This window comes from Streptomyces sp. NBC_01268 (assembly GCF_036240795.1).
Lineage (GTDB): Bacteria > Actinomycetota > Actinomycetes > Streptomycetales > Streptomycetaceae > Streptomyces.
The window spans coordinates 3423341-3441971 of record NZ_CP108454.1; the positions used below are offsets into that span (position 1 = coordinate 3423341).

The 18631-nt window shown below is 73.5% G+C and carries 18 protein-coding genes; 6 read left to right on the forward strand and 12 right to left on the reverse strand.

The window, feature by feature from the left end; translation table 11 throughout:
- The first annotated feature begins 88 nt into the window (after positions 1 to 88).
- Both OG309_RS15080 and OG309_RS15085 read left to right on the forward strand, forming a co-directional pair.
- A complete protein-coding gene (locus OG309_RS15080) occupies positions 89 to 577 on the forward strand; it encodes a YbaK/EbsC family protein (RefSeq protein WP_329421254.1) in 489 nt (162 codons plus the stop codon).
- Positions 574 to 1425, forward strand: a complete 852-nt coding sequence (locus OG309_RS15085; RefSeq protein ID WP_329421255.1) for a DMT family transporter — start codon at positions 574 to 576, stop codon at positions 1423 to 1425. The genes OG309_RS15080 and OG309_RS15085 overlap by 4 nt, the downstream gene beginning before the upstream one ends.
- 9 nt (positions 1426 to 1434) lie before the next feature.
- Here OG309_RS15085 and OG309_RS15090 read toward each other — a convergent pair whose 3' ends face one another.
- Positions 1435 to 1788, reverse strand: coding sequence for a winged helix-turn-helix transcriptional regulator (locus OG309_RS15090; RefSeq protein WP_329421256.1), 354 nt, complete (start codon positions 1786 to 1788; stop codon positions 1435 to 1437).
- A 77-nt stretch (positions 1789 to 1865) separates the two neighbouring features.
- Here OG309_RS15090 and OG309_RS15095 point away from each other — a divergent pair, with 77 nt between their 5' ends.
- Together OG309_RS15095 and OG309_RS15100 are read left to right on the forward strand one after the other, a co-directional pair.
- A complete protein-coding gene (locus tag OG309_RS15095) occupies positions 1866 to 2525 on the forward strand; it encodes an NADPH-dependent F420 reductase (protein WP_329421258.1) in 660 nt (219 codons plus the stop codon).
- A gap of 214 nt (positions 2526 to 2739) precedes the next feature.
- Positions 2740 to 3255 (forward strand): RICIN domain-containing protein, encoded by a 516-nt coding sequence (locus OG309_RS15100; protein ID WP_329421260.1) that lies wholly within the window; start codon positions 2740 to 2742, stop codon positions 3253 to 3255.
- On the opposite strand, the gene OG309_RS15105 is transcribed toward OG309_RS15100, so the two are convergent.
- From OG309_RS15105 to OG309_RS15120, 4 genes are all read right to left on the reverse strand, one after another.
- Positions 3252 to 4415 carry a serine hydrolase domain-containing protein gene (locus tag OG309_RS15105; protein ID WP_329428330.1) on the reverse strand — a complete coding sequence of 388 codons (1164 nt, stop codon included), beginning with the start codon at positions 4413 to 4415 and terminating at the stop codon, positions 3252 to 3254. The genes OG309_RS15100 and OG309_RS15105 overlap by 4 nt on opposite strands.
- Positions 4416 to 4487: 72 nt before the next feature.
- On the reverse strand, positions 4488 to 5243 hold the full coding sequence (locus OG309_RS15110; RefSeq protein ID WP_329421262.1) for an energy-coupling factor ABC transporter ATP-binding protein: 756 nt from the start codon (positions 5241 to 5243) through the stop codon (positions 4488 to 4490).
- On the reverse strand, positions 5240 to 6001 hold the full coding sequence (gene cbiQ, locus OG309_RS15115) for a cobalt ECF transporter T component CbiQ (RefSeq protein WP_329421263.1): 762 nt from the start codon (positions 5999 to 6001) through the stop codon (positions 5240 to 5242). Before cbiQ ends, OG309_RS15110 begins: the two co-directional genes overlap by 4 nt.
- Positions 6001 to 7056 (reverse strand): energy-coupling factor ABC transporter permease, encoded by a 1056-nt coding sequence (locus OG309_RS15120; protein WP_329421264.1) that lies wholly within the window; start codon positions 7054 to 7056, stop codon positions 6001 to 6003. The genes cbiQ and OG309_RS15120 overlap by 1 nt, the downstream gene beginning before the upstream one ends.
- 145 nt (positions 7057 to 7201) lie before the next feature.
- On the opposite strand from OG309_RS15120, the gene OG309_RS15125 reads away from it, so the two are divergent.
- Entirely contained in the window at positions 7202 to 7657 is a 456-nt protein-coding gene (locus OG309_RS15125; protein ID WP_443067567.1) for an SsgA family sporulation/cell division regulator, read from the forward strand.
- A gap of 94 nt (positions 7658 to 7751) precedes the next feature.
- Here OG309_RS15125 and OG309_RS15130 read toward each other — a convergent pair whose 3' ends face one another.
- On the reverse strand, positions 7752 to 9938 hold the full coding sequence (locus tag OG309_RS15130; RefSeq protein WP_329421265.1) for an MMPL family transporter: 2187 nt from the start codon (positions 9936 to 9938) through the stop codon (positions 7752 to 7754).
- Between the two features lie 163 nt (positions 9939 to 10101).
- A complete protein-coding gene (locus OG309_RS15135) occupies positions 10102 to 10671 on the reverse strand; it encodes a TetR/AcrR family transcriptional regulator (protein ID WP_329421266.1) in 570 nt (189 codons plus the stop codon).
- Between the two features lie 211 nt (positions 10672 to 10882).
- On the opposite strand from OG309_RS15135, the gene OG309_RS15140 reads away from it, so the two are divergent.
- Positions 10883 to 14389, forward strand: a complete 3507-nt coding sequence (locus OG309_RS15140; protein WP_329421268.1) for a S41 family peptidase — start codon at positions 10883 to 10885, stop codon at positions 14387 to 14389.
- Here the strand turns inward: OG309_RS15140 and OG309_RS15145 are convergent.
- From OG309_RS15145 to OG309_RS15165, 5 genes are all read right to left on the reverse strand, one after another.
- Positions 14332 to 14904 (reverse strand): GNAT family N-acetyltransferase, encoded by a 573-nt coding sequence (locus tag OG309_RS15145; RefSeq protein WP_329421270.1) that lies wholly within the window; start codon positions 14902 to 14904, stop codon positions 14332 to 14334. The genes OG309_RS15140 and OG309_RS15145 overlap by 58 nt on opposite strands.
- Before the next feature lie 124 nt (positions 14905 to 15028).
- Positions 15029 to 15214: a hypothetical protein gene (locus OG309_RS15150; RefSeq protein WP_329421271.1), complete on the reverse strand. Its 186-nt coding sequence runs from the start codon at positions 15212 to 15214 to the stop codon at positions 15029 to 15031.
- Positions 15215 to 15323: 109 nt separating this feature from the next.
- On the reverse strand, positions 15324 to 16205 hold the full coding sequence (locus OG309_RS15155; protein ID WP_329421273.1) for an SDR family oxidoreductase: 882 nt from the start codon (positions 16203 to 16205) through the stop codon (positions 15324 to 15326).
- Positions 16202 to 17104: an alpha/beta fold hydrolase gene (locus OG309_RS15160; protein ID WP_329421274.1), complete on the reverse strand. Its 903-nt coding sequence runs from the start codon at positions 17102 to 17104 to the stop codon at positions 16202 to 16204. The genes OG309_RS15155 and OG309_RS15160 overlap by 4 nt, the downstream gene beginning before the upstream one ends.
- Complete coding sequence (locus OG309_RS15165; RefSeq protein WP_329421275.1) at positions 17101 to 18621, reverse strand: flavin-containing monooxygenase; 1521 nt, start codon at positions 18619 to 18621, stop codon at positions 17101 to 17103. Before OG309_RS15165 ends, OG309_RS15160 begins: the two co-directional genes overlap by 4 nt.
- Positions 18622 to 18631: the final 10 nt, after the last annotated feature.

Sequence of the window (18631 nt, forward strand, 5' to 3'; positions counted from 1 at the left end):
CGGCCGTCGGGGCCGGCCCCGCCCTCGGCGACCGCGCCGCCGTAACCGGGTCGCATGCCTCGTACACGTACCGCTAGCGTGACGGTCCATGACGACGTCACACGCCGATGCCCACCCCCAGTTCGCCGCCGCCCTGAAGGAGTGCGGACTCGACGTCGAGATCCGGCGCTTCCCGGACGAGACACGGACCGCGCAGCAGGCCGCCGAGGCCATCGGCTGCGCGGTCTCGGAGATCGTGAAGTCGCTGGTCTTCGCGGCGGACGGGGAGCCCGTGCTCGTCCTCATGGACGGTGCCTCCCGGGTCGACGTGGAACGGGTTCGGGCCGAGCTCGGCGCGGCGGAGGTGACCCGCGCCGACGCGCGGCTGGTCCGCGACACGACGGGCTACGCGATCGGCGGCGTCCCGCCCTTCGGGCACCGCACCCGCACCCGGGTCCTCGCCGACCGCAGGCTGCTCGACCACGCGGTCGTCTGGGCGGCGGCCGGCACCCCGCACACCGTCTTCGCGCTGGACCCCACGACGCTGATCGCACACGCGGGCGGCGCGCTGGTGGACGTCCGCGAGCGTACGGCGTGACGCCGCTCGTCGTCGCGGCCGTGCTGGTCGCGGCGGTGACGCACGCCAGTTGGAACGCGATAGCCGCCGGCATCAAGGACCAGCTCCTCTCCTTCACCCTGATCTCCGGCGGCGGCGCCCTGATCGGCGCCGTCACCGCCTGCTTCGTGCCGCTGCCGGCGGCCGGGGCGTGGCCGTACCTGGTCGCGTCGGCCGTGCTGCACGTGGCGTACTACGCGCTGCTGATGAAGTCCTTCGCACTCGGCGACTTCGGCCAGATGTACCCGATCGCCCGGGGCACGGCGCCGCTCGTGGTGACCCTGCTCGCCGCGGTGTTCGTCGCCGAGATCCCGTCCGCCGAGCAGCTCGCCGGTGTCGCGGTGGCCTGCGCGGGCCTCACCGGCCTCGCCCTGTGGGGCATCCGCGGCAAGGGCGCCCGCCCGCACTGGCCGGCCCTGCTGGCGGCGGGCGCGACGGGCCTGTCCATCGCCGCGTACACGGTCGTCGACGGCGTCGGCGTCCGCGCCTCGGAGAACCCGCTCGGCTACATCGCCTGGCTGATGGTCCTGGAGGGCCTGGTGATCCCCGCCTACGCCCTGCACCGCCGCCGCGCCGCCCTGGCCGCCGAACTCCGCCCGTACGCCGCCCGCGGCCTCCTCGGCGCGGCCCTGTCGGTCGGCGCCTACGCCCTCGTCCTGTGGGCCCAGACCAAGGCCCCGCTCGCCCCGATCGCGGCGCTGCGCGAGTCCTCCATCATCGTGGGCGCGGCCATCGGCGCCCTCCTCTTCAAGGAACGCTTCGGCGGCCCGAGGATCGCGGCGGCCGGGCTGATGGTGGTGGGCATCGGGCTGATGCTGTACGCGAGTTGAGCGGTGCGGTCAGCAGTCCGATGCCGCCTCCTGGGCGGCCATCACCGCGTCCCCGTGCTCGAAGGCCCAGGCGCCCGCCGCCTCGATGGGGGCCAGGAAGGTGCGGCCCAGCGGGGTGAGGCGGTACTCGACGCGGCCCGGTGCGGCCGGGTCCGTCGTCCGGTCGACCAGGCCGTTGAACCGGAGCCTGCGCAGGGTCTCCGTGAGGACCTTGGAGCTGATGCCCCCGATGCGCTCCCGGAGTTCGACCGGGCGCAGGGGGGCGTCGCGCAGGGCCCAGAGGACCACGGCGTTCCAGGTGTGGGAGAGCAGGTCGAAGGCGAGGCGGGCGCGGCAGTCCGCGAGGAAGGCGTCGGTCGTCACGTACCGAATGGTGCCCGAACAGCCCTCTAGCGTCGGTGGGAACGAGTCAATCCGGCGTGGTGGAGGAGATGTTCGGGATGAGGATCGGTGTGCTGGGGACGGGGAACATGGCCGACGCGCTCGCCGTGCACTGGGTGCGGGCCGGGCACGAGGTGACCGTCGGGGGGCGGGACGTGCGTCGGGCGGAGCGGCTCGCGGCCCGCGTCGGCGGGGGCGCGCGGGCCGGTGGGCTGCGCGCGGCGGTCGATTCCGGTCAGGACGTGGTGCTGGGCGCGCTGCCCTTCGGGGCGGGGGCCGAGGTGGTGCGGGAGCTGCGCGCGGAGCTGGCGGGCAAGGTGCTGCTCGACTGTTCCAACCCGGTCGGCGCGGGCTTCCGGTTGCTGACGGAGGGCGGGCCGTCGGCCGCGGAGTCGCTGGCCGCGGCGGCGCCCGGGGCGAGGGTGGTCAAGGGGTTCAACCTCTGCCACGAGGACGTGTGGCGCATGCGGCCACCCGTCTTCGACGGACGCCCGCTGGCCGTACCGCTCTGCGGGGACGACTCGGAGGCCCTGCGGCTGGTACGGGAGCTGGTGCGCGACGTGGGGTGCGAGCCCGTGGCCGGGGGCGGCCTCGAACGGGCGGCTCTGCTGGAGGCGACCGCCGCGCTGTTCATCGGGCTGTGGGTCGGCGAGGGGGCGGACGCGCAGGCGATCGCACCTCCGCTGGCCTACGCCGCCGGGCCGGGCGGGCTTGAGTGACGCGGGCCGGGCGGGCCGGAGGTCGGGTGAGCCGGGGCGGGGTGAGTCTGGGCCCCGAGCGAGGCGGGGACTTCGGGTCAATCCGGGCGCTCAAGCGGAATTCTCACTCCACATACCAAACTCGACGACAAGACCCTTATCGGCCGCCTATCTTCCTCATCAAGATCGCGTACGCCGCCCCGCGCCACGTACGCCCGCCTACGAGGGAGATCACATGATCAGGTCGCGCATCCTGGGCACCGCCCTGGCCACCGCCGCGCTGACGGCCACCGCGCTCGTCGGCTCCGCCTCCACCGCGTCCGCGGTGTACGTGGAGCCGCAGCCCGGTTTCCACCTCAAGAACGCCTACGGCGGCAAGTGCGTCGCCGTGCAGGGGACCGAGAACGGCAGGATCCCGTTCGCCTGGGACTGCCTGGACTACGCCGATCAGTTCTGGATATTCGACGACTCGAACGCCCCCACCCCGGGCGTGTTCCAGCTGAAGAACGTCAACAGCGGGAAGTGCCTCATCGTGCGGGGGGCCGAGAACGGCACCATCCCGGAGCAGTACGAGTGCCTGAACTTCGCGGACCAGTTCTGGCAGAAGGTCGCCACCGAGAACCCGGACGTCTTCAAGCTGAAGAACTTCAACAGCGGAAAGTGTCTGGCGATGCAGGGCACCGAGGTCGACCGGAACCCGTTCCAGTACGACTGCGAGGACTACGCGGACCAGGGCTGGTACGTCCGCTAGAGCACCGCACGCACCGCCCGCACCAGGGCCTGCGCGCGCGGGTCGGCCGTGACCGTCTTGCGCATGCCGTTGGTGACGTAGCCGAAGGCGATCCCGGACTCGGGGTCGGCGAAGCCCAGCGAGCCGCCCCGGCCCGGGTGGCCGAAGGAGCTCGGTCCGAGCAGCGGCGAGGCCGGGCCGTGCAGCATGTGGCCGAGGCCGAAGCGGGTGCCGACCAGCAGCACGCGGTCGGCGCCCGCCGACTCCTCGGTGCGGGCCAGGGTCGTCGTCGCCGGGGCGAAGAGGCGGGCGGCGCCGTCGACCGGGCCGAGCGTCGCCGCGTAGAAGCGGGCCAGCGCACGGGCCGTGGCCACGCCCGCCGAGCCGGGCAGTCCGGCCGCCCGGTACACCGGGTCGTTCTCGTCGGGCGCGGGCTCGATCACCCCGAAGGCCCGCCGGGTGAGCGACCGCGGGTCCTTGTACGCGTCGGAGACCGCGCGCTTGGGGCGCAGCCTGAGGGCCCCGCTGTCGGCCGGCTCCAGCTCCTCGACCGGGCCCAGCCGGCCGACCCGGTGGGCCTCGGCGTCGGGCAGGCCTATCCACAGGTCGAGGCCGAGCGGGGCGGCGATCTCCTCGGCCACCCAGCGGCCCATCGTGCGGCCGGTGACCCGGTGGACCAGGCCGCCGAGCAGCCAGCTGAAGGTGTGGGGGTGGTAGCCGTGGGCCGTGCCCGGCTCCCAGACGGGTGCCTGGGCGGCGATGGCGGCGGACGCCGTCGGCAGGTCGACCGCCTCGGCCAGGGTCAGCGGACGGTCGAGGACGGGGACGCCCGCGCGGTGCGCGAGCAGCTGGCGCACGGTCACCCGCTCCTTGCCGGCCGCCTTGAACTCGGGCCAGTACGTGGCGACCGGGGCGTCCAGGTCGAGCTGCCCGCGCTGGTGGAGCAGCAGCGGCACGGCGGCGGAGACGCCCTTGGTGGCGGAGCGGACGACCTGGGCGGTGTCCACGGCCCAGGGGTCTTCGCCGTCGACGTCCTTCGTGCCCGCCCACAGGTCGACGACCTTCGCGCCGTCCCGGTAGACGGCGACGGCCGCGCCCCGCTCGCCGCGCTGCTCGAAGTTGCGCAGGAACGCGTCCCTGACCGGCTCGAAACCGGCCTCCACCGTGCCACGGACGTCCACCTGACCCACGCTTCCTCTCGTCGTTCGACACCCCATGGTGCAACGTGGGGGGCGCGCGGCCGATTCCGGGGTTCAGGCCACGGAGCTCGGCACGAAGCCGTACGGCAGTTCCAGTCGGTGCCGGGCCATGAGCTCCTCGTCGGTGAGGATGTCGGCGGTCCGCCCGTCGGCGGCGATCACGCCCTCGCTGAGGATCACCGAGCGCGGGCAGAGCTCCAGGGCGTACGGCAGGTCGTGGGTGACCATCAGGACGGTGACGTCCAGGGAGCGCAGGATGTCGGCGAGCTCGCGGCGCGAGGCCGGGTCCAGGTTGGAGGAGGGCTCGTCGAGGACGAGGATCTCCGGCTCCATCACGAGGACGGTCGCGACGGCGACCCGGCGCCGCTGCCCGAACGAGAGGTGGTGCGGCGGCCGGTCGGCGAACTCCGCCATGCCGACCCGCTCCAGGGCCCGGTGGACGGCCGCCTCCAGCTCCGCGCCCCGGAGGCCCGCGGCCGCCGGGCCGAAGGCGACGTCCTCGCGGACGGTCGGCATGAAGAGCTGGTCGTCGGGGTCCTGGAAGACGATGCCGACCCGGCGCCGGATCTCGGCGAGGTTCTTCCTGGCCACCGGCAGCCCGGCGACGGTGACGCCGCCCGCGCCGCCGGTGAGGATGCCGTTGAGGTGGAGGACGAGGGTGGTCTTGCCGGCGCCGTTGGGGCCGAGCAGGGCGACCCGCTCGCCGCGCCCGACGGTCAGGTCCACGCCGAACAGGGCCTGGTGGCCGTCGGGGTAGGCGTACGCGAGGCCGCGCACGTCCAGCGAGGCCGGCGGGGGAGCAGTGGTCATAGCGTCCATCCGAGAAGGCAGATCAGGAGGGCGGCGAGCGGGAGCGCGGCGGCGTAGCGCCACTGGGCGGGGGTGGCGGTGACCTCGTCGATGACCGGCATGGACCCGGTGTAGCCGCGGCTGACCATCGCGAGGTGGACGCGCTCGCCGCGCTCGTAGGAGCGGATGAAGAGGGCGCCGGCCGACTTGGCGAGGACGCCCCAGTGCCGTACGCCGCGGGCCTCGAAGCCGCGCGAGCGGCGGGCGATGGACATCCGGCGCATCTCGTCGGTGATCACGTCGCCGTAGCGGATCATGAACGTGGCGATCTGCACGAGCAGCGCGGGCAGCCGCAGCCGCTGGAGGCCGAGGAGCAGGCCGCGCAGCTCGGTGGTGGCGGCGAGCAGTACGGAGGCCGCGACGCCGAGGGTGCCCTTGGCGAGCACGTTCCAGGCGCCCCACAGGCCGGGGACGGAGAGGGAGACGCCGAGGACGGTGGTCTGCTCGCCGGGCACCACGAAGGGCATGAGCACCGCGAAGGCCACGAAGGGGACCTCGATGAGCAGTCGCTTCAGCAGGAACCCGGCCGGCACCCGGGCCCGGCCGGCGACCACGCCGAGCAGCGCGGCGTACCCGGCGAAGGCCCAGACCGCCTCGCGCGGGGTGGAGACGACCACCACGACGAAGGCGAAGACGGCCGCCAGCTTGGTGTGCGGGGGCAGCCCGTGGACCGGCGAGTCCTCCCGCCGGTAGAGCTTGTGGGCGTGCCCCGCGCCCATCAGGCGTCCGCGTTCGCGGGGAGGGCGGAGCTCGCGCTCCTGCGGCGGCGCACGACCCAGAAGGCCCCGCTGCCGACGGCGAGGGTCGCGCCCACGCCGATCACGCCGGCGAGACCGCCGGACAGGCGCGCGTCGGTGACGTCCTTGACGCCGTAGTCGGCGAGCGGGGAGTCGGCGGCCGCGTGCGGCCGGACCTTGCTGTCGATGCCCTTGTCGGCGGCGACCTTCTCCAGGCCGTCCGGGCTGGCGGAGGCGTAGAAGGAGACGAAGCCGGCGAGCACGAGGGCGGTGACGACCCCGCCGATCCACAGCTTCCTCGGGGAGCCGGGGGCGGCCGGGGCGGTGGCGGGCGTGGTGACCGGGGTGGCGTCGATCAGCTCGCCGCCCACGCGCAGCTTGAGCGGCGCGGTCAGGCCGCGCGCGCCGTGCACGAGGTCGGGCCGGACGGCGATGACCGCGCCGACGGTGAGCATGGTGATGACGGCCTCGCCGAGGCCGATGAGCACGTGGACGCCGACCATCGCGGTGAGGACCTTGGTGATCGGCACGTCGGTGGTGCCGCCGAGGGCGTAGATCGCGGTGAAGGCGGTGGCCGCGGCCGGCACGGAGACCAGCGCGGCGACGAAGGAGGCGATCGTCACCGAGCGGCGGGTGCGCGGCAGCGCGAGGACCAGGCCGCGGAAGAGCGCGTACGACACGACGACCGTGACCACGCCCATGACGGTGATGTTCACGCCGAGCGCGGTGAGGCCGCCGTCGGCGAACAGGACGCCCTGCATGAGCAGGACGACGGCAATGCAGAGCACCCCGGTGTAGGGGCCGACGAGGATCGCGGCCAGCGCTCCGCCGAGAAGATGCCCGCTTGTTCCGGCGGCGACGGGGAAGTTGAGCATCTGTACGGCGAAGATGAAGGCCGCGACGAGGCCGGCCAGCGGCGCGGTCCGCTCGTCGAGCTCCTTGCGGGCTCCGCGCAGGCTGACGGCTACGGCGCCGGCGGCGACGACACCGGCGGCGGCCGATACGGGAGCGTTGATGAATCCGTCAGGTACATGCACGTCCCGCATCATAGAGCGCTCCTGCGAAGAGCTTGCAAGAGCGTGGAGAACACAAAAGAGGTGGACTCGCTCGGCGCGTGCGCCGGGAAATATGGGACATTAGAGAGCAAATGCGATGAGTGTGATGAGCATGAGGAGCCGTTCGATGACGCGCGCCACGGATGACCACACCGCCCCCACCGTCCGTACCGCCGATGCCGCCCCCGCCACCCCCGCAGCCTCCACCCCCGTCGCCCGCACCGGCCGCCCCTCCCCCGCGCACGCCGTCGAGGAGAGCGCCAGGGGACGGATCGTCACCGACGCCCCCCTCTCCCGCCCCGTCCCGGTCCTCCTCCGCTACGACGCCGGCTTCTCCCCCGCGACCGTCCGCTTCGTCTTCCCCGGCGACATCGAGTGGTCCTTCCCGCGCTCGCTCCTGGAGACCGGCCTGCGCGGCCCCGCCCGGCGCGGGGACATCGAGGTCTGGCCCTGCGGCCGGGTCCAGACGGTCGTCGAGTTCCACGGCGTCGACGGGGTGGCCGTCGTGCAGTTCGACACGACGGCCCTGATGCGCTTCCTCCGACACACCTACGCCGCCACCGCGTCGCGGGCGACACGGTGACGGCGCAGGGTCGCGTCGGCTCCCCGTCCCCACAGGTTCCGGCGCGGTCCGGGGCCCGCCGCCCGCTCAAGCGGCGGCCCCGGAGTCGGTGAGGTCAGGCGGAGACCAGCTCCTTCGGCTCCTCGTCGGCGTCGCCGGCGTCCCGGGCGGCCAGCGCCTCGCCCTCGACGTCCACGTTGGGCAGCACGCGGCCGAGCCACTTCGGCAGCCACCAGGCCTTGTGGCCGAGGAGCGCGAGCACGGCCGGGACGATCGCCATGCGGACCACGAACGCGTCGAAGAGGACGGCGACGGCCAGGCCGAAGCCGATCATCTTGATCATCTGGTCGTCCATGCCGATGAAGCCGGAGAAGACCGCGATCATGATCACCGCGGCGGCGGTGACCACCCGGGCGCTGTGCCGGAAGCCGGTCACGATCGCCTCGCCGGGGCGCGCCCCGTGGACGTACGCCTCGCGCATCCGGGTGACCAGGAAGACCTCGTAGTCCATGGCCAGGCCGAAGACCACGCCCACCATGAAGATCGGCATCATCGACATGATCGGGCCGGTCTGCTCGACCCCGAACAGGCTGCCGAGCCAACCCCACTGGAAGACCGCGACGACCGCGCCGAGGGCGGCGACCACGGAGAGCAGGAAGCCGAGGGCCGCCTTCAGCGGGACCAGGATCGAGCGGAAGACCACCATCAGGAGCAGGAAGGCGAGTCCGACGACCAGCGCCAGGTAGGGCAGCAGCGCGTCGTTCATCTTCTGCGAGAAGTCGATGTTCATCGCGGTGGCGCCGGTGACCAGGACCTCGTCGCCGGTCGCGCCGCGGATGTCGTGCACCAGCTCCTCGGTGTCGACGGAGGACGGGCGGTCCTTCGGGATCACCGTGATCATCGCGGCGTCGCCCGCCTTGTTCGGGGTCGGCGGGGTGACCGCCACGACGCCGTCCAGGCCCTTGATCGTGTCCACGGTCCTGTCGGCGGTCGCCTTGCCGCCGTCGACGACGACGAGCAGCGGGCCGTTGAAGCCGGGCCCGAAGCCCTCGGAGAGCAGGTCGTAGGCGCGCCGCTCGGTGGCGGAGACGGGCTTGACGCCGTCGTCGGGCAGGCCCATCTCCAGGGAGGCGGCCGGCACGGCGATCGCGCCGAGGCCGAGGACGCCGACGAGCAGCACGAACACCGGGCGGCGGATGACGAAGCGGGCCCAGCGGGTGCCGCCGTTCGGCTTGGCGCCCGCCTCGGTGCCGGTGCCCTCGGCGGACGCCTTCGCGGCCTTGCGCGCCTTGCGGCCCACGACCCTGTCGCCGGCGAAGCCCAGCAGGGCCGGGATCAGGGTGAGCGCGATCAGCACGGCGATCACGACCGTGCCGGCGGCGGCGAAGCCCATCTTCGTCAGCATCGGGATGTTGACGACGGCCAGGCCGACCAGGGCGATGACCACGGTGAGGCCGGCGAAGACCACGGCGGAGCCGGCGGTGCCGACGGCGCGCCCGGCGGCCTCCTCCTTCGCCCGGCCCTCGGCGAGCTCCGCGCGGTAGCGGGAGACGATGAACAGGGCGTAGTCGATGCCGACCGCGAGGCCGATCATCATCGCGAGGGTGGAGGTGGTGGAGCCGAGGTCCAGGACGTTGGCGAGCGCGGTGATCGTCGAGACGCCGATGCCGACCCCGATGATCGCGGTGAGCAGCGGCAGTCCGGCGGCCACGAGCGAGCCGAAGGTGATGACGAGCACGATGCCCGCGATGACCACGCCGACGATCTCGCCCGCGCCGGTCTCCGGCATGCTCTGGAGCGCGTCGCCGCCGATCTCGACGGTCAGGCCCTGGCCCTGCGCGGCATGGCCGGCCTCCTTGAGGGCCTCACGGGTCTCGTCGGTCAGCTCCATCCCGCTGACCTTGTAGGAGACGGAGACGTAGGCGATCCGCCCGTCCTGGGAGATGGCCTGCGCGGTGTACGGGTCGGTGACCCGGGCGACCTGGTCGGAGCCCGACTTCAGCGCGGCGACGGTCTCCTCGACCTTCGCCTTGTTGGCCGGCGTCTTCATGGTCTGGCCGGTCGGGGCCTCGAAGACCACCCGGGCGGTGGCGCCGTCGGCGCTGCCGCCGGGGAAGCGCTCTTCGAGCAGGTCGAAGGCGCGCTGGGCCTCGGTGCCGGGTATCGAGAAGGAGCTGGAGGTCGCGGCGGGCGCGGTGGCGGCGCCGACGCCCGCGAGGGCGAGGAGCGCCACCCAGAGCAGGGCGACGAGCCGTCGGCGCCGGAAGGCGGAACGGCCGAGCTTGTAGAGGAACGTGGCCACGGGGGCGTACTCCCGGTGTTGAGTGGGACAGGGCATGGGGAGCCGGCCCGACGGCGTGAGCGGTGCGCAGCGTCAGGGGGTACGGGGTGCGGACGTTCCGGCGGTACCGGCCGGGGAGCCGGTGCGGACGCGTCTGCGGTTCCGGCCGGGGAGGCCGGTGGGGTCAGGCGCCGAGTGAGGGGAGCACGACGGCGTTGACGTAGGCGCTGAGGAAGGCGGCGTCGACCGGCCGGTCCTCGATCAGCGGGCGGGCGACGAACGCTCCGATCAGCATGTGGGGCAGGAGCTTGAGCGCCGGGTTGTCGGCGGCGATCTCGCCCCTGCGGACGGCCCGCTGGAGCACCTCGTCGAGGCTGTTCATCTCGGGTTCGACGAGCAGCTCGCGCATGGCCTGGAGCAGATCGGGGTTGTCGTGGACGGCGTGGGACAGACCCCGCATCAGCGCGGCGTCCTTCTCCAGCCGGCAGTCGTCGGTCCGTTGCAGCATCACGTCGAAGTCACCGCGCAGACTGCCGGTGTCGATCTCTCCGAGCTCGACCGGCTTGTCGTGGCGCAGTGCCATGACGACGAGTTGCGGCTTGCTCCCCCACTGGCGGTAGAGGGTGGCCTTGCTGGATCGGGTGCGGGCGGCGACGGCGTCCATGGTGAGGGCGTCGTAGCCGACCTCGCGCAGCAGGTCGAGCACGGCCGTGTAGAGCTCGGCCTCCCTTTCGGGGGTGAGCCTGCTGGCCATGACCGGCCTCCTGTCCGACTGGGGTTCCTGGCGCGGTTCCGTTCGGGCGGACCCGAACGAAACCGTTTCGTACACCACGACGATACCCACCCGCCTTGCGAAACGAAACCGTTTCGTACGTGTCCTCGGCCACACCCGGCCCACGCCCCGGTCCACACTTCGACCACACGTACGAGTTGCCGCACCCCCTTCGCGCGGAAAGCATGAGGAGGTGAGTGACGACCTCGCGTATCTCCGCTTCCCGCACCTCCACGACGAGCTGCTGTGCTTCGTCACCGAGGACGACCTCTGGGTCTCCCCCCTCGTGCCCGAGGGCCACCGCCCCGGCCGCGCCTGGCGGGTCACCGTCGACCGGACGCGGGTCGGGCCCCCGCGCTTCTCCCCCGACGGGCGCCACCTCGCGTACACGAGCTGGCGCAGCCTCGACCCGGAGATCCACCTCGCGCCGGTCGACGGCGGCCCGGCCCGTCGGCTGACCTACTGGGGGTCCACCGACACCCGGGTCTGCGGCTGGTCGCCCCCCGACAAGGACGGCCGGTCCGACATCCTCGCCGTCTCCTCGCACGGGCAGCCGTTCTCGTACTACTCCTGGGCCTACAGCGTCCCCACCGACGGCACCCCCGGCGGCCGGATGCCCTGGGGCCTGGTCTCCGACATCGCCGTCGCCGACCTGGGCGACGGCGGCCCCGGCGCCGAGGGCTCCGGAGGGCAGCGCCGCACCCTGCTGCTCACCGGGCGCCCGCCGCACGAGCCGGCCTCCTGGAAGCGCTACCGGGGCGGCGCCATGGGACGCCTCTGGCTGCACGGCGAACGGCTCCTCGAAGACCTCGGCGGGCAGTTCGAGGCGCCCATGTTCGTCGCCGCGCCCGAGGCCGAGGGCGGCCACCGGATCGCCTTCCTCTCCGACCACGAGGGCATCGGCAACCTCTACTCCTGCCGGCCCGACGGCACCGGACTGCGTCGCCACACCGACCACGACGAGTTCTACGCCCGGCACGCCTCCAGCGACGGGCGCCGGGTCGTCTACCAGTGCGCCGGCGCACTGTGGATCGTCGACGACCTGAGCGCCGGCTCGCGCCCGCGCCGCCTGGAGGTCCGGCTCGGCGGGCCCCGCGCCGGCCGGCGCCCCTACCAGGTGCCCGCCGCCCACCACGTCGACGCGCTCTCCGTGGACGAGACCGGGCGGGCCAGCGCCGTCTCCGTGCGCGGCAGCCTCTACTGGCTGACCCACCGCGACGGCCCGGCCCGGACCATCGCCGACACCCCGGGCGTACGGGTCAGGCAGCCCGAGATGCTCGGCAGCGGCGGGCAGGTCGCGTACGTCACCGACGCGGAGGGCGAGGACGCCATCGAGATCGCGACGCTCCCGCGCGCCAGCGGCGACCGGGAGCCGCGCCGACTCGCCGCGGGCCGGCTCGGTCGGGTCGAGGAGATGATCTCCGACCCGGACGGCGAACGGCTGGCCATCGCCTCCAACGACGGCCGCCTGCTGCTGATCACGACGACCGAGGACGAGGACGGGGGCGAGGACGGGGACGGGGACGGGGACGGGGACGGGGACGAGACGACCGCGACCGTCGAGGCGGGGACGGGGGCGGAGCCCGAGGCGATCGGGGAGGCCACCCCCGCCGGAGGCGCCACCCTCGAAGCCTCCGCCGGAACCGTCTCCGAGACCGTCTCCGAAACCCCCGGCGAGGTCACCGAGCTCATCCGCTCCGTCAACGGACCCGTACGCGACCTGGCGTTCTCCCCCGACGGGGCCTGGCTCACCTGGTCCCACCCGGGCATCGGGCGTTCCCTGCGCTCCATCAAGATGGCCCGGATCTCCGGGCCCGGCGCCCCCATGATCGTCGACGTCACCAACGGGCGCTTCGAGGACGAGAACCCGGTCTTCACCAGCGACGGACGCTACCTCGCCTTCCTCTCCTGGCGGGGCTTCGACCCGGTGTACGACGTCCACACCGGCGACCTGTCCTTCCCGCTGGGCTGCCGCCCCTATCTCGTACCGCTCAACTCGGCGACCCCGTCCCCGTTCGCGCTGCTGCCCGACGGGCGGCCCGCGGCGGGCGGCATGGACCCGGCCGACGAGGAGGCGGGCACCGGCGACGGCACGGTGACCGTCGAGACCGAGGGGCTCGCCGACCGGGTCACGCCCTTCCCGGTCACCGCCTCCAAGTACTCGGCGCTGTACCCGGTGGCCGGCGGCGGTCTGGTCTGGCTGCGCTGGCCGATCTCCGGGGCGCTCGGCGAGACCTTCGCCAACCCCTCGGACCCCTCGCCCCGGCCCACGCTGGAGCACTACAACATCACCAAGGCCCGCAAGACCGAACTCGTCACCCACCTCGACTGGTTCGCCGTCAGCGGCGACGCCTCGCGGCTCGTCGTCGTCGACGAGGGCGAGCTGCGCGCCGTCCCCGCCAACGAGCCCGGCGACTCCGACTCCACCGTCTACCTGGACCTGCGGCGCATCGTGCACGAGGTGGACCCGGCGGCCGAGTGGCGGCAGGCCTTCGACGAGGCGGGCCGGATCGTCCGCGCCTACTTCTGGGAGCCCGACATGGGCGGCGTCGACTGGACGGCGGTGCTCGACCAGTACCGGCCGCTCGTCGAACGGTGCGCCTCCCCCGACGAGTTCGCCGACCTGGTGCGCGAGGTCTTCGGCGAACTCGGCACCTCCCACGCGTACGTCACCCCCGCCCGCCGCAACGAGGGCCCGGCGCACTACCAGCGCGCCCAGGGCCTGCTGGGCGCCAACTTCGTGCCCCGGGACGAGGGCTGGATGGTGAAGCGGATCCTGCCCGGCGACTCCTCCGACTCCAAGGCGCGCTCCCCGCTGGCCGGCACCGGCATCCGCGAGGGCGCGGTCCTCACCCACGTCGACGGCCGCCCCGTCGACCCGGTCACCGGCCCCTACCCGCTGCTGTCCGGCACCGGCGGCACCACCGTCGAACTCACCTTCCGACCGCCCGGCAGCGCGGGCCGCGCCCGCCGCGTCGCCGTCGTCCCCCTCGTCGACGAACGCCCGCTGCGCTACCAGGACTGGGTCGCGAAGCGACGCGCCGTCGTACGGGAGCTGAGCGGCGGCCGCTGCGGCTACCTGCACATCCCCGACATGGGCGGCTCGGGCTGGGCCCAGTTCAACCGCGACCTGCGCATGGAGGTCTCCCGGCCGGCCCTCATCGTGGACGTCCGGGGCAACGCCGGCGGCAACATCAGCGAGCTGGTGATAGAGAAGCTGACCCGCCGGATCCTGGGCTGGGACCTCACCCGCGACGCCCAGCCCGTCTCGTACACCTCCAACGCCCCGCGCGGCCCCATCGTCGCCCTCGCCGACGAGGCCACCTCCTCCGACGGCGACATGATCACCGCCGCGTTCAAGCTGCTCGGGCTCGGCCCCGTGGTGGGTCAGCGCACCTGGGGCGGCGTCGTCGGCATGACGGGCCGCCACCGGCTCGGCGACGGCACCCAGATCACCGTGCCGATGAACGCGGCCTGGTTCCCCGAGTACGGCTGGTCCATCGAGAACCACGGCGTGGAACCGGACCTCGCGGTCCTGCGCACCCCGCTCGACTGGGCCGAGGGCCGCTACGCCCAGCTCGACGACGCCGTGCACATCGCGCTGGCCCTGCTCGCCGAGACCCCCGCCGCGAGCCCCCCGGGCTACGAGGGGCTGCCGGACCACTCCCGGCCGAAACTGCCGCCGAGGTCCAGCTCGTAGGCGATCCCCGGCTGCTCGCCGGGGCCGCCGCCGTCCGCCCCGGCGGCCGCGGCGGCTCCGGCGGAGCCTCCCGGCAGCGCCACGCTCCCGACCGCGCCGAAGCCCACCCGGGCGAGCACCGCCCGGGACGGCCCGTTGCCGAGGGTCGTCGCGGCCGTCAGCCGGCTCAGCCCGTACTCCTCGCGCGCCAGCCGGCACAACGCGCGCACGCCCTGCGTGGCGAGCCCGCGCCCGGTGGCCTTCTCGGCGAGCCGGTAGCCGAGCTCCGCGCTGTCCCCGTCGAGGTCCACGAGGTTGAACCGGCCGAGGATCTCCCCGTCGTCCGCGACGAGGACGTGGAAGGCGATCCCGCCGCCCTCCTGTTCGTCGAGCAGCGCGCGGTGGCGGGCGTCGAAGCCCTCGAAGTAGGCGTCCCCCCGGTCGGGCACGGAGGCGGCGAAGAAGGCCCTGTTCTCCCGCTCGAAGGCGAGCAGGGCGGGCGCGTGATCGGATCGCAGTCGTTCGAGTACCGGCATGCGCGCCACCGTACGGAAAGGGGACCGCCCGCCGCCCCTGTTTATGGCCGGTCGGCCGGTCCGTGGCCGGATACGCGCGAAGGCGCACCCGGCGTCCCGGGTGCGCCTTCCTCACAGGACGGCGTCAGACGTCGTAGTCCTGGTCGAAGCGGTCCTGTGCCTCCTGCTGGGCGCGCCGCGCGTCCTGCTGCGCCTGCTCCCTGCCCTGCGAGGCACGCTCGGACGCCTCGTCCTTCTTCGAACCCGCGGCCTGCCTGGCCTTGCCCGAGAGGTTCTGCGCCTTGTCCTGGAACTGGTCCTTGATGCCCATGAAGGTTCACTCCTAGAAGGGTGTGAGGGGTGCGGGGCGGATCCGCCCCTGGGCCTCGACCAGCGTGGCACGGCGGTTCACCCGCCGCATGTCGACCGGTTACACGGCGTCACACCCGCTCGCCGCGCTCCTGTTCGTCCGCCGCCCCGCCCGCGCCCACCAGGCCCTTGGAGACCGAGGCGAGCCGCGGTTCGAAGCGGCGCATCTCGCGCTGCCCGACGGAGGCGATGATCCCCGGCAGGTAGCCGCGGGTGGACTGCATCCCGCGCAGCCACCACTGGGCGTAGACATGCGCCGAGCGGCGCTCGACACCCGCGACGATCCGGTCGACGGCCGGGCCGAGCGGGTACGTGCGGTTCGACGGCCACGGCAGCCGCCGGCGCAGCTCCTTCATGACGTCGTCCTGGTCCGCGCCCCGCACCATGTCCGTGTCGGTCCAGGAGAGGTAGCCGACGCCGACCTTCACGCCCTTGTACGCGACCTCCGCGCGCAGGCTGTGCGCGAAGGCCTCCACGCCGGACTTGGAGGCGCAGTACGCCGTCATCATCGGGGCGGGCGTCATCGCGGCGAGCGAGGCGATCTGCAGGAAGTAGCCGCGGGACTCCATCAGGACCGGCAGGAACGCCCGGGCCGTGACCGCGCCGCCGATCAGGTTGACCTCGATGACCCGCCGCCAGGCGCCGGGGTCGGAGTCCACGAACGGCCCGCCGGCCGCCACGCCCGCGTTCGCGACCACGATGTCGACCTTGCCGAACCGCTCCTTCACCTCGGCCGCGACCTTCGCCATGGCCTCGTGGTCGGTGACGTCCGCGTGCCACCAGTCGGCCTCGGTGTGCAGCCGGCCGGCGACCTCCTTCAGGAGCTCCGGCTCCAGGCCGACCAGGGCGATCTTCGCGCCCCGCGCGGAGAGCTTGCGGGCGAGGAGCTCCCCGACGCCGCGGGCCCCGCCGGTGACGACCGCCACCTGTCCCTCCAGGCTCACCCTGCTCATGCCCCTGCCTCCTCGTTCTGCTTCGCGCCCAGGTAGGTGAGCGTCAGTTCGCGGATCTGCGCGGTGACGGCCTCCGGGGCCTCCACCGGCGTCATGTGGCCCATCCCGGCCAGTTCGACCAGGCCCGTGCAGTGCGGCAGGGCGGCCGCCATCGCGCGGGAGTGGACCGGCGGGGTGAGCCGGTCGGCGGTGCCGACGAGCACGGCCACGGGCAGCCGCAGCTCGCGCACGCCCGCCTCCAGGTCCAGCCCGGCCAGGACGTGCGACCAGCCGACCCGGGCGGCACGCGGGCAGGCGTGCACGATCCGGGCGCAGGCCTCGACCCGGTCGGGCGCCGAGCCCGGTCCCATCGTCGCGTACTTGAGGATCCTCTTCGAGGCGGCGTTGACCGGTCCGAGCGGCGCCTTCGCGCCCAGGACGGCCGTCGTCAGCCGGGTGCGGAGCCGCCCCGGCCGCAGCGGCAGGACCAGCGACTCGGCCGCGAGCCGGGAGGGCCCGGTCGAGCAGAGCAGGACGGCGGCGGCGTGCTGCCGCAGGCCGGTGCGCCCGGCGGCGGCCATGACCGTCATGCCCCCCATGGAGTGGCCGGCCACGACGGCCCGTTCGCCGGGCCCGAGGGTGGCCGCGAGCACGGCCTCCAGGTCGTCGGCGAGCGCGTCCGTCGCGTAGCCCTTGCCGCCCGGCACGGGGACCGGGCTGCGGCCGTGGCCGCGCTGGTCGTAGGCGATGACCCGGTGGTCGACGGAGAGCGCCCGGATCTGCGCGTCCCAGAAGCGGGTCGAGCAGGTCCAGCCGTGGGCGAGGACGACGGCGGGGGCGTCCTCGGGGCCGTGCACCTCGACGTGGAGGGTGGAGCCGTCGGCGGAGAGCGCGGTCAGCTCGCGCGCGGCCGGCCTCACTTGGCCGTCTCCTTCCGGCGCGGGGCGCGGCGGGCGGCGGGCTTGGCGGCGGCGCGCAGCACCTCGTACTCGGACAGGTCGACGCCCCGCGTCTCGCGCCGGAACTCGCCGGTCGTGCCCGGCCACAGGGTGGTGTTGCGGCCGTTGGCGTCGAGGTACCAGCTCTCGCAGCCGCCGGACTTCCACACGGTCCGCTCCATCCGGGCCTGCACCCGCCGGTTCCAGGTGCCGACGGCGGAGGGCCGGGCGGCGAGGGCGGCGCGGCCGCCGAGCACGTCGAGCTGGCGCAGGTAGTCGGCCATGTAGTTCAGCTGGGACTCGATCATGAGGATCATGGAGGAGTTCCCGAGCCCGGTGTTGGGCCCGATGATCGTCATCCAGTTGGGGAAGCCGGCGACGGTCGCGCCGCGCAGCGCCTCCATGCCGCCCTTCCAGTGGTCGGCGAGCGAGCGCCCCTCCGCGCCGACCACGCGCGGGGCGATCGGCATGTCGGTGACGTGGAAGCCGGTGCCGAAGACGATCACGTCGACCTCGGTCTCGGTGCCGTCGGCGGCGACCAGGGTGTTCCCGCGGACCTCCTTGAGCCCGGCGGCGACGACGTCGACGTTGGGCTGCGCGAGGGCCGGGTAGTAGGCGTTGGAGAGCAGGATCCGCTTGCAGCCGATGCGGTACGAGGGGGTCAGCTTGGCCCGCAGCGCCGGGTCCTTGATGGCCTTGGCCATGTTGGCCTTGGCGAGCCGCTCGACCAGGCCCAGTTCGTTGGGGCGCTTGGTGAAGGCGCTGACCTGGAGCTCGCGGATGCCCCAGAGCAGCCCGCGGCGGGCAGCCGTGGTGAACGGCAGCTGCCGGTGCAGCCAGCGCTCGGGGGCGCTGATGGCGCGGTCCGCGCGGGGCATGACCCACGGGGGCGTGCGCTGGAAGAGGGTGAGCCGCCCGACCTTCGGCTGGATCGCCGGGACGATCTGGATGGCGGAGGCACCGGTGCCGACCACGGCGACCCGCTTGCCGGTGAGGTCGTAGTCGTGGTCCCACTGGGCGGAGTGGAAGACCTTGCCGGTGAAGTCGGCGAGTCCGGGGATGTCGGGGATCTTGGGGTCGGAGAGCGGGCCGGTGGCGGAGACGACGACGTCGGCCGAGAAGGTGCCGCGGCTCGTCTCGATCTCCCAGCGCAGCTCGTCCTCGTCCCAGGCCATCCGTGTGACCTCGTGCCCCAGCCGCAGGTGCGGCCGGATCCCGAAGGTGTCGGTGACGTGCTCCAGATACGCGCGGATGTGGCGCTGGCCGGAGAAGGTGCGGGGCCAGTCGGGGTTGGGCGCGAAGGAGAAGGAGTAGAGGTGGGAGGGGACGTCGCAGGCGCAGCCGGGGTAGCTGTTGTCCCGCCAGGTGCCGCCCACGGAGTCGGCCCGCTCCAGGACGACGAAGTCGGTGATCCCCTCGCGGCGCAGCCGGACGGCTGCCCCGAGTCCGCCGAATCCCGATCCGATCACCGCCACCCGTACGTGCTCGTGCTTCGCCATGCCGCCTCCC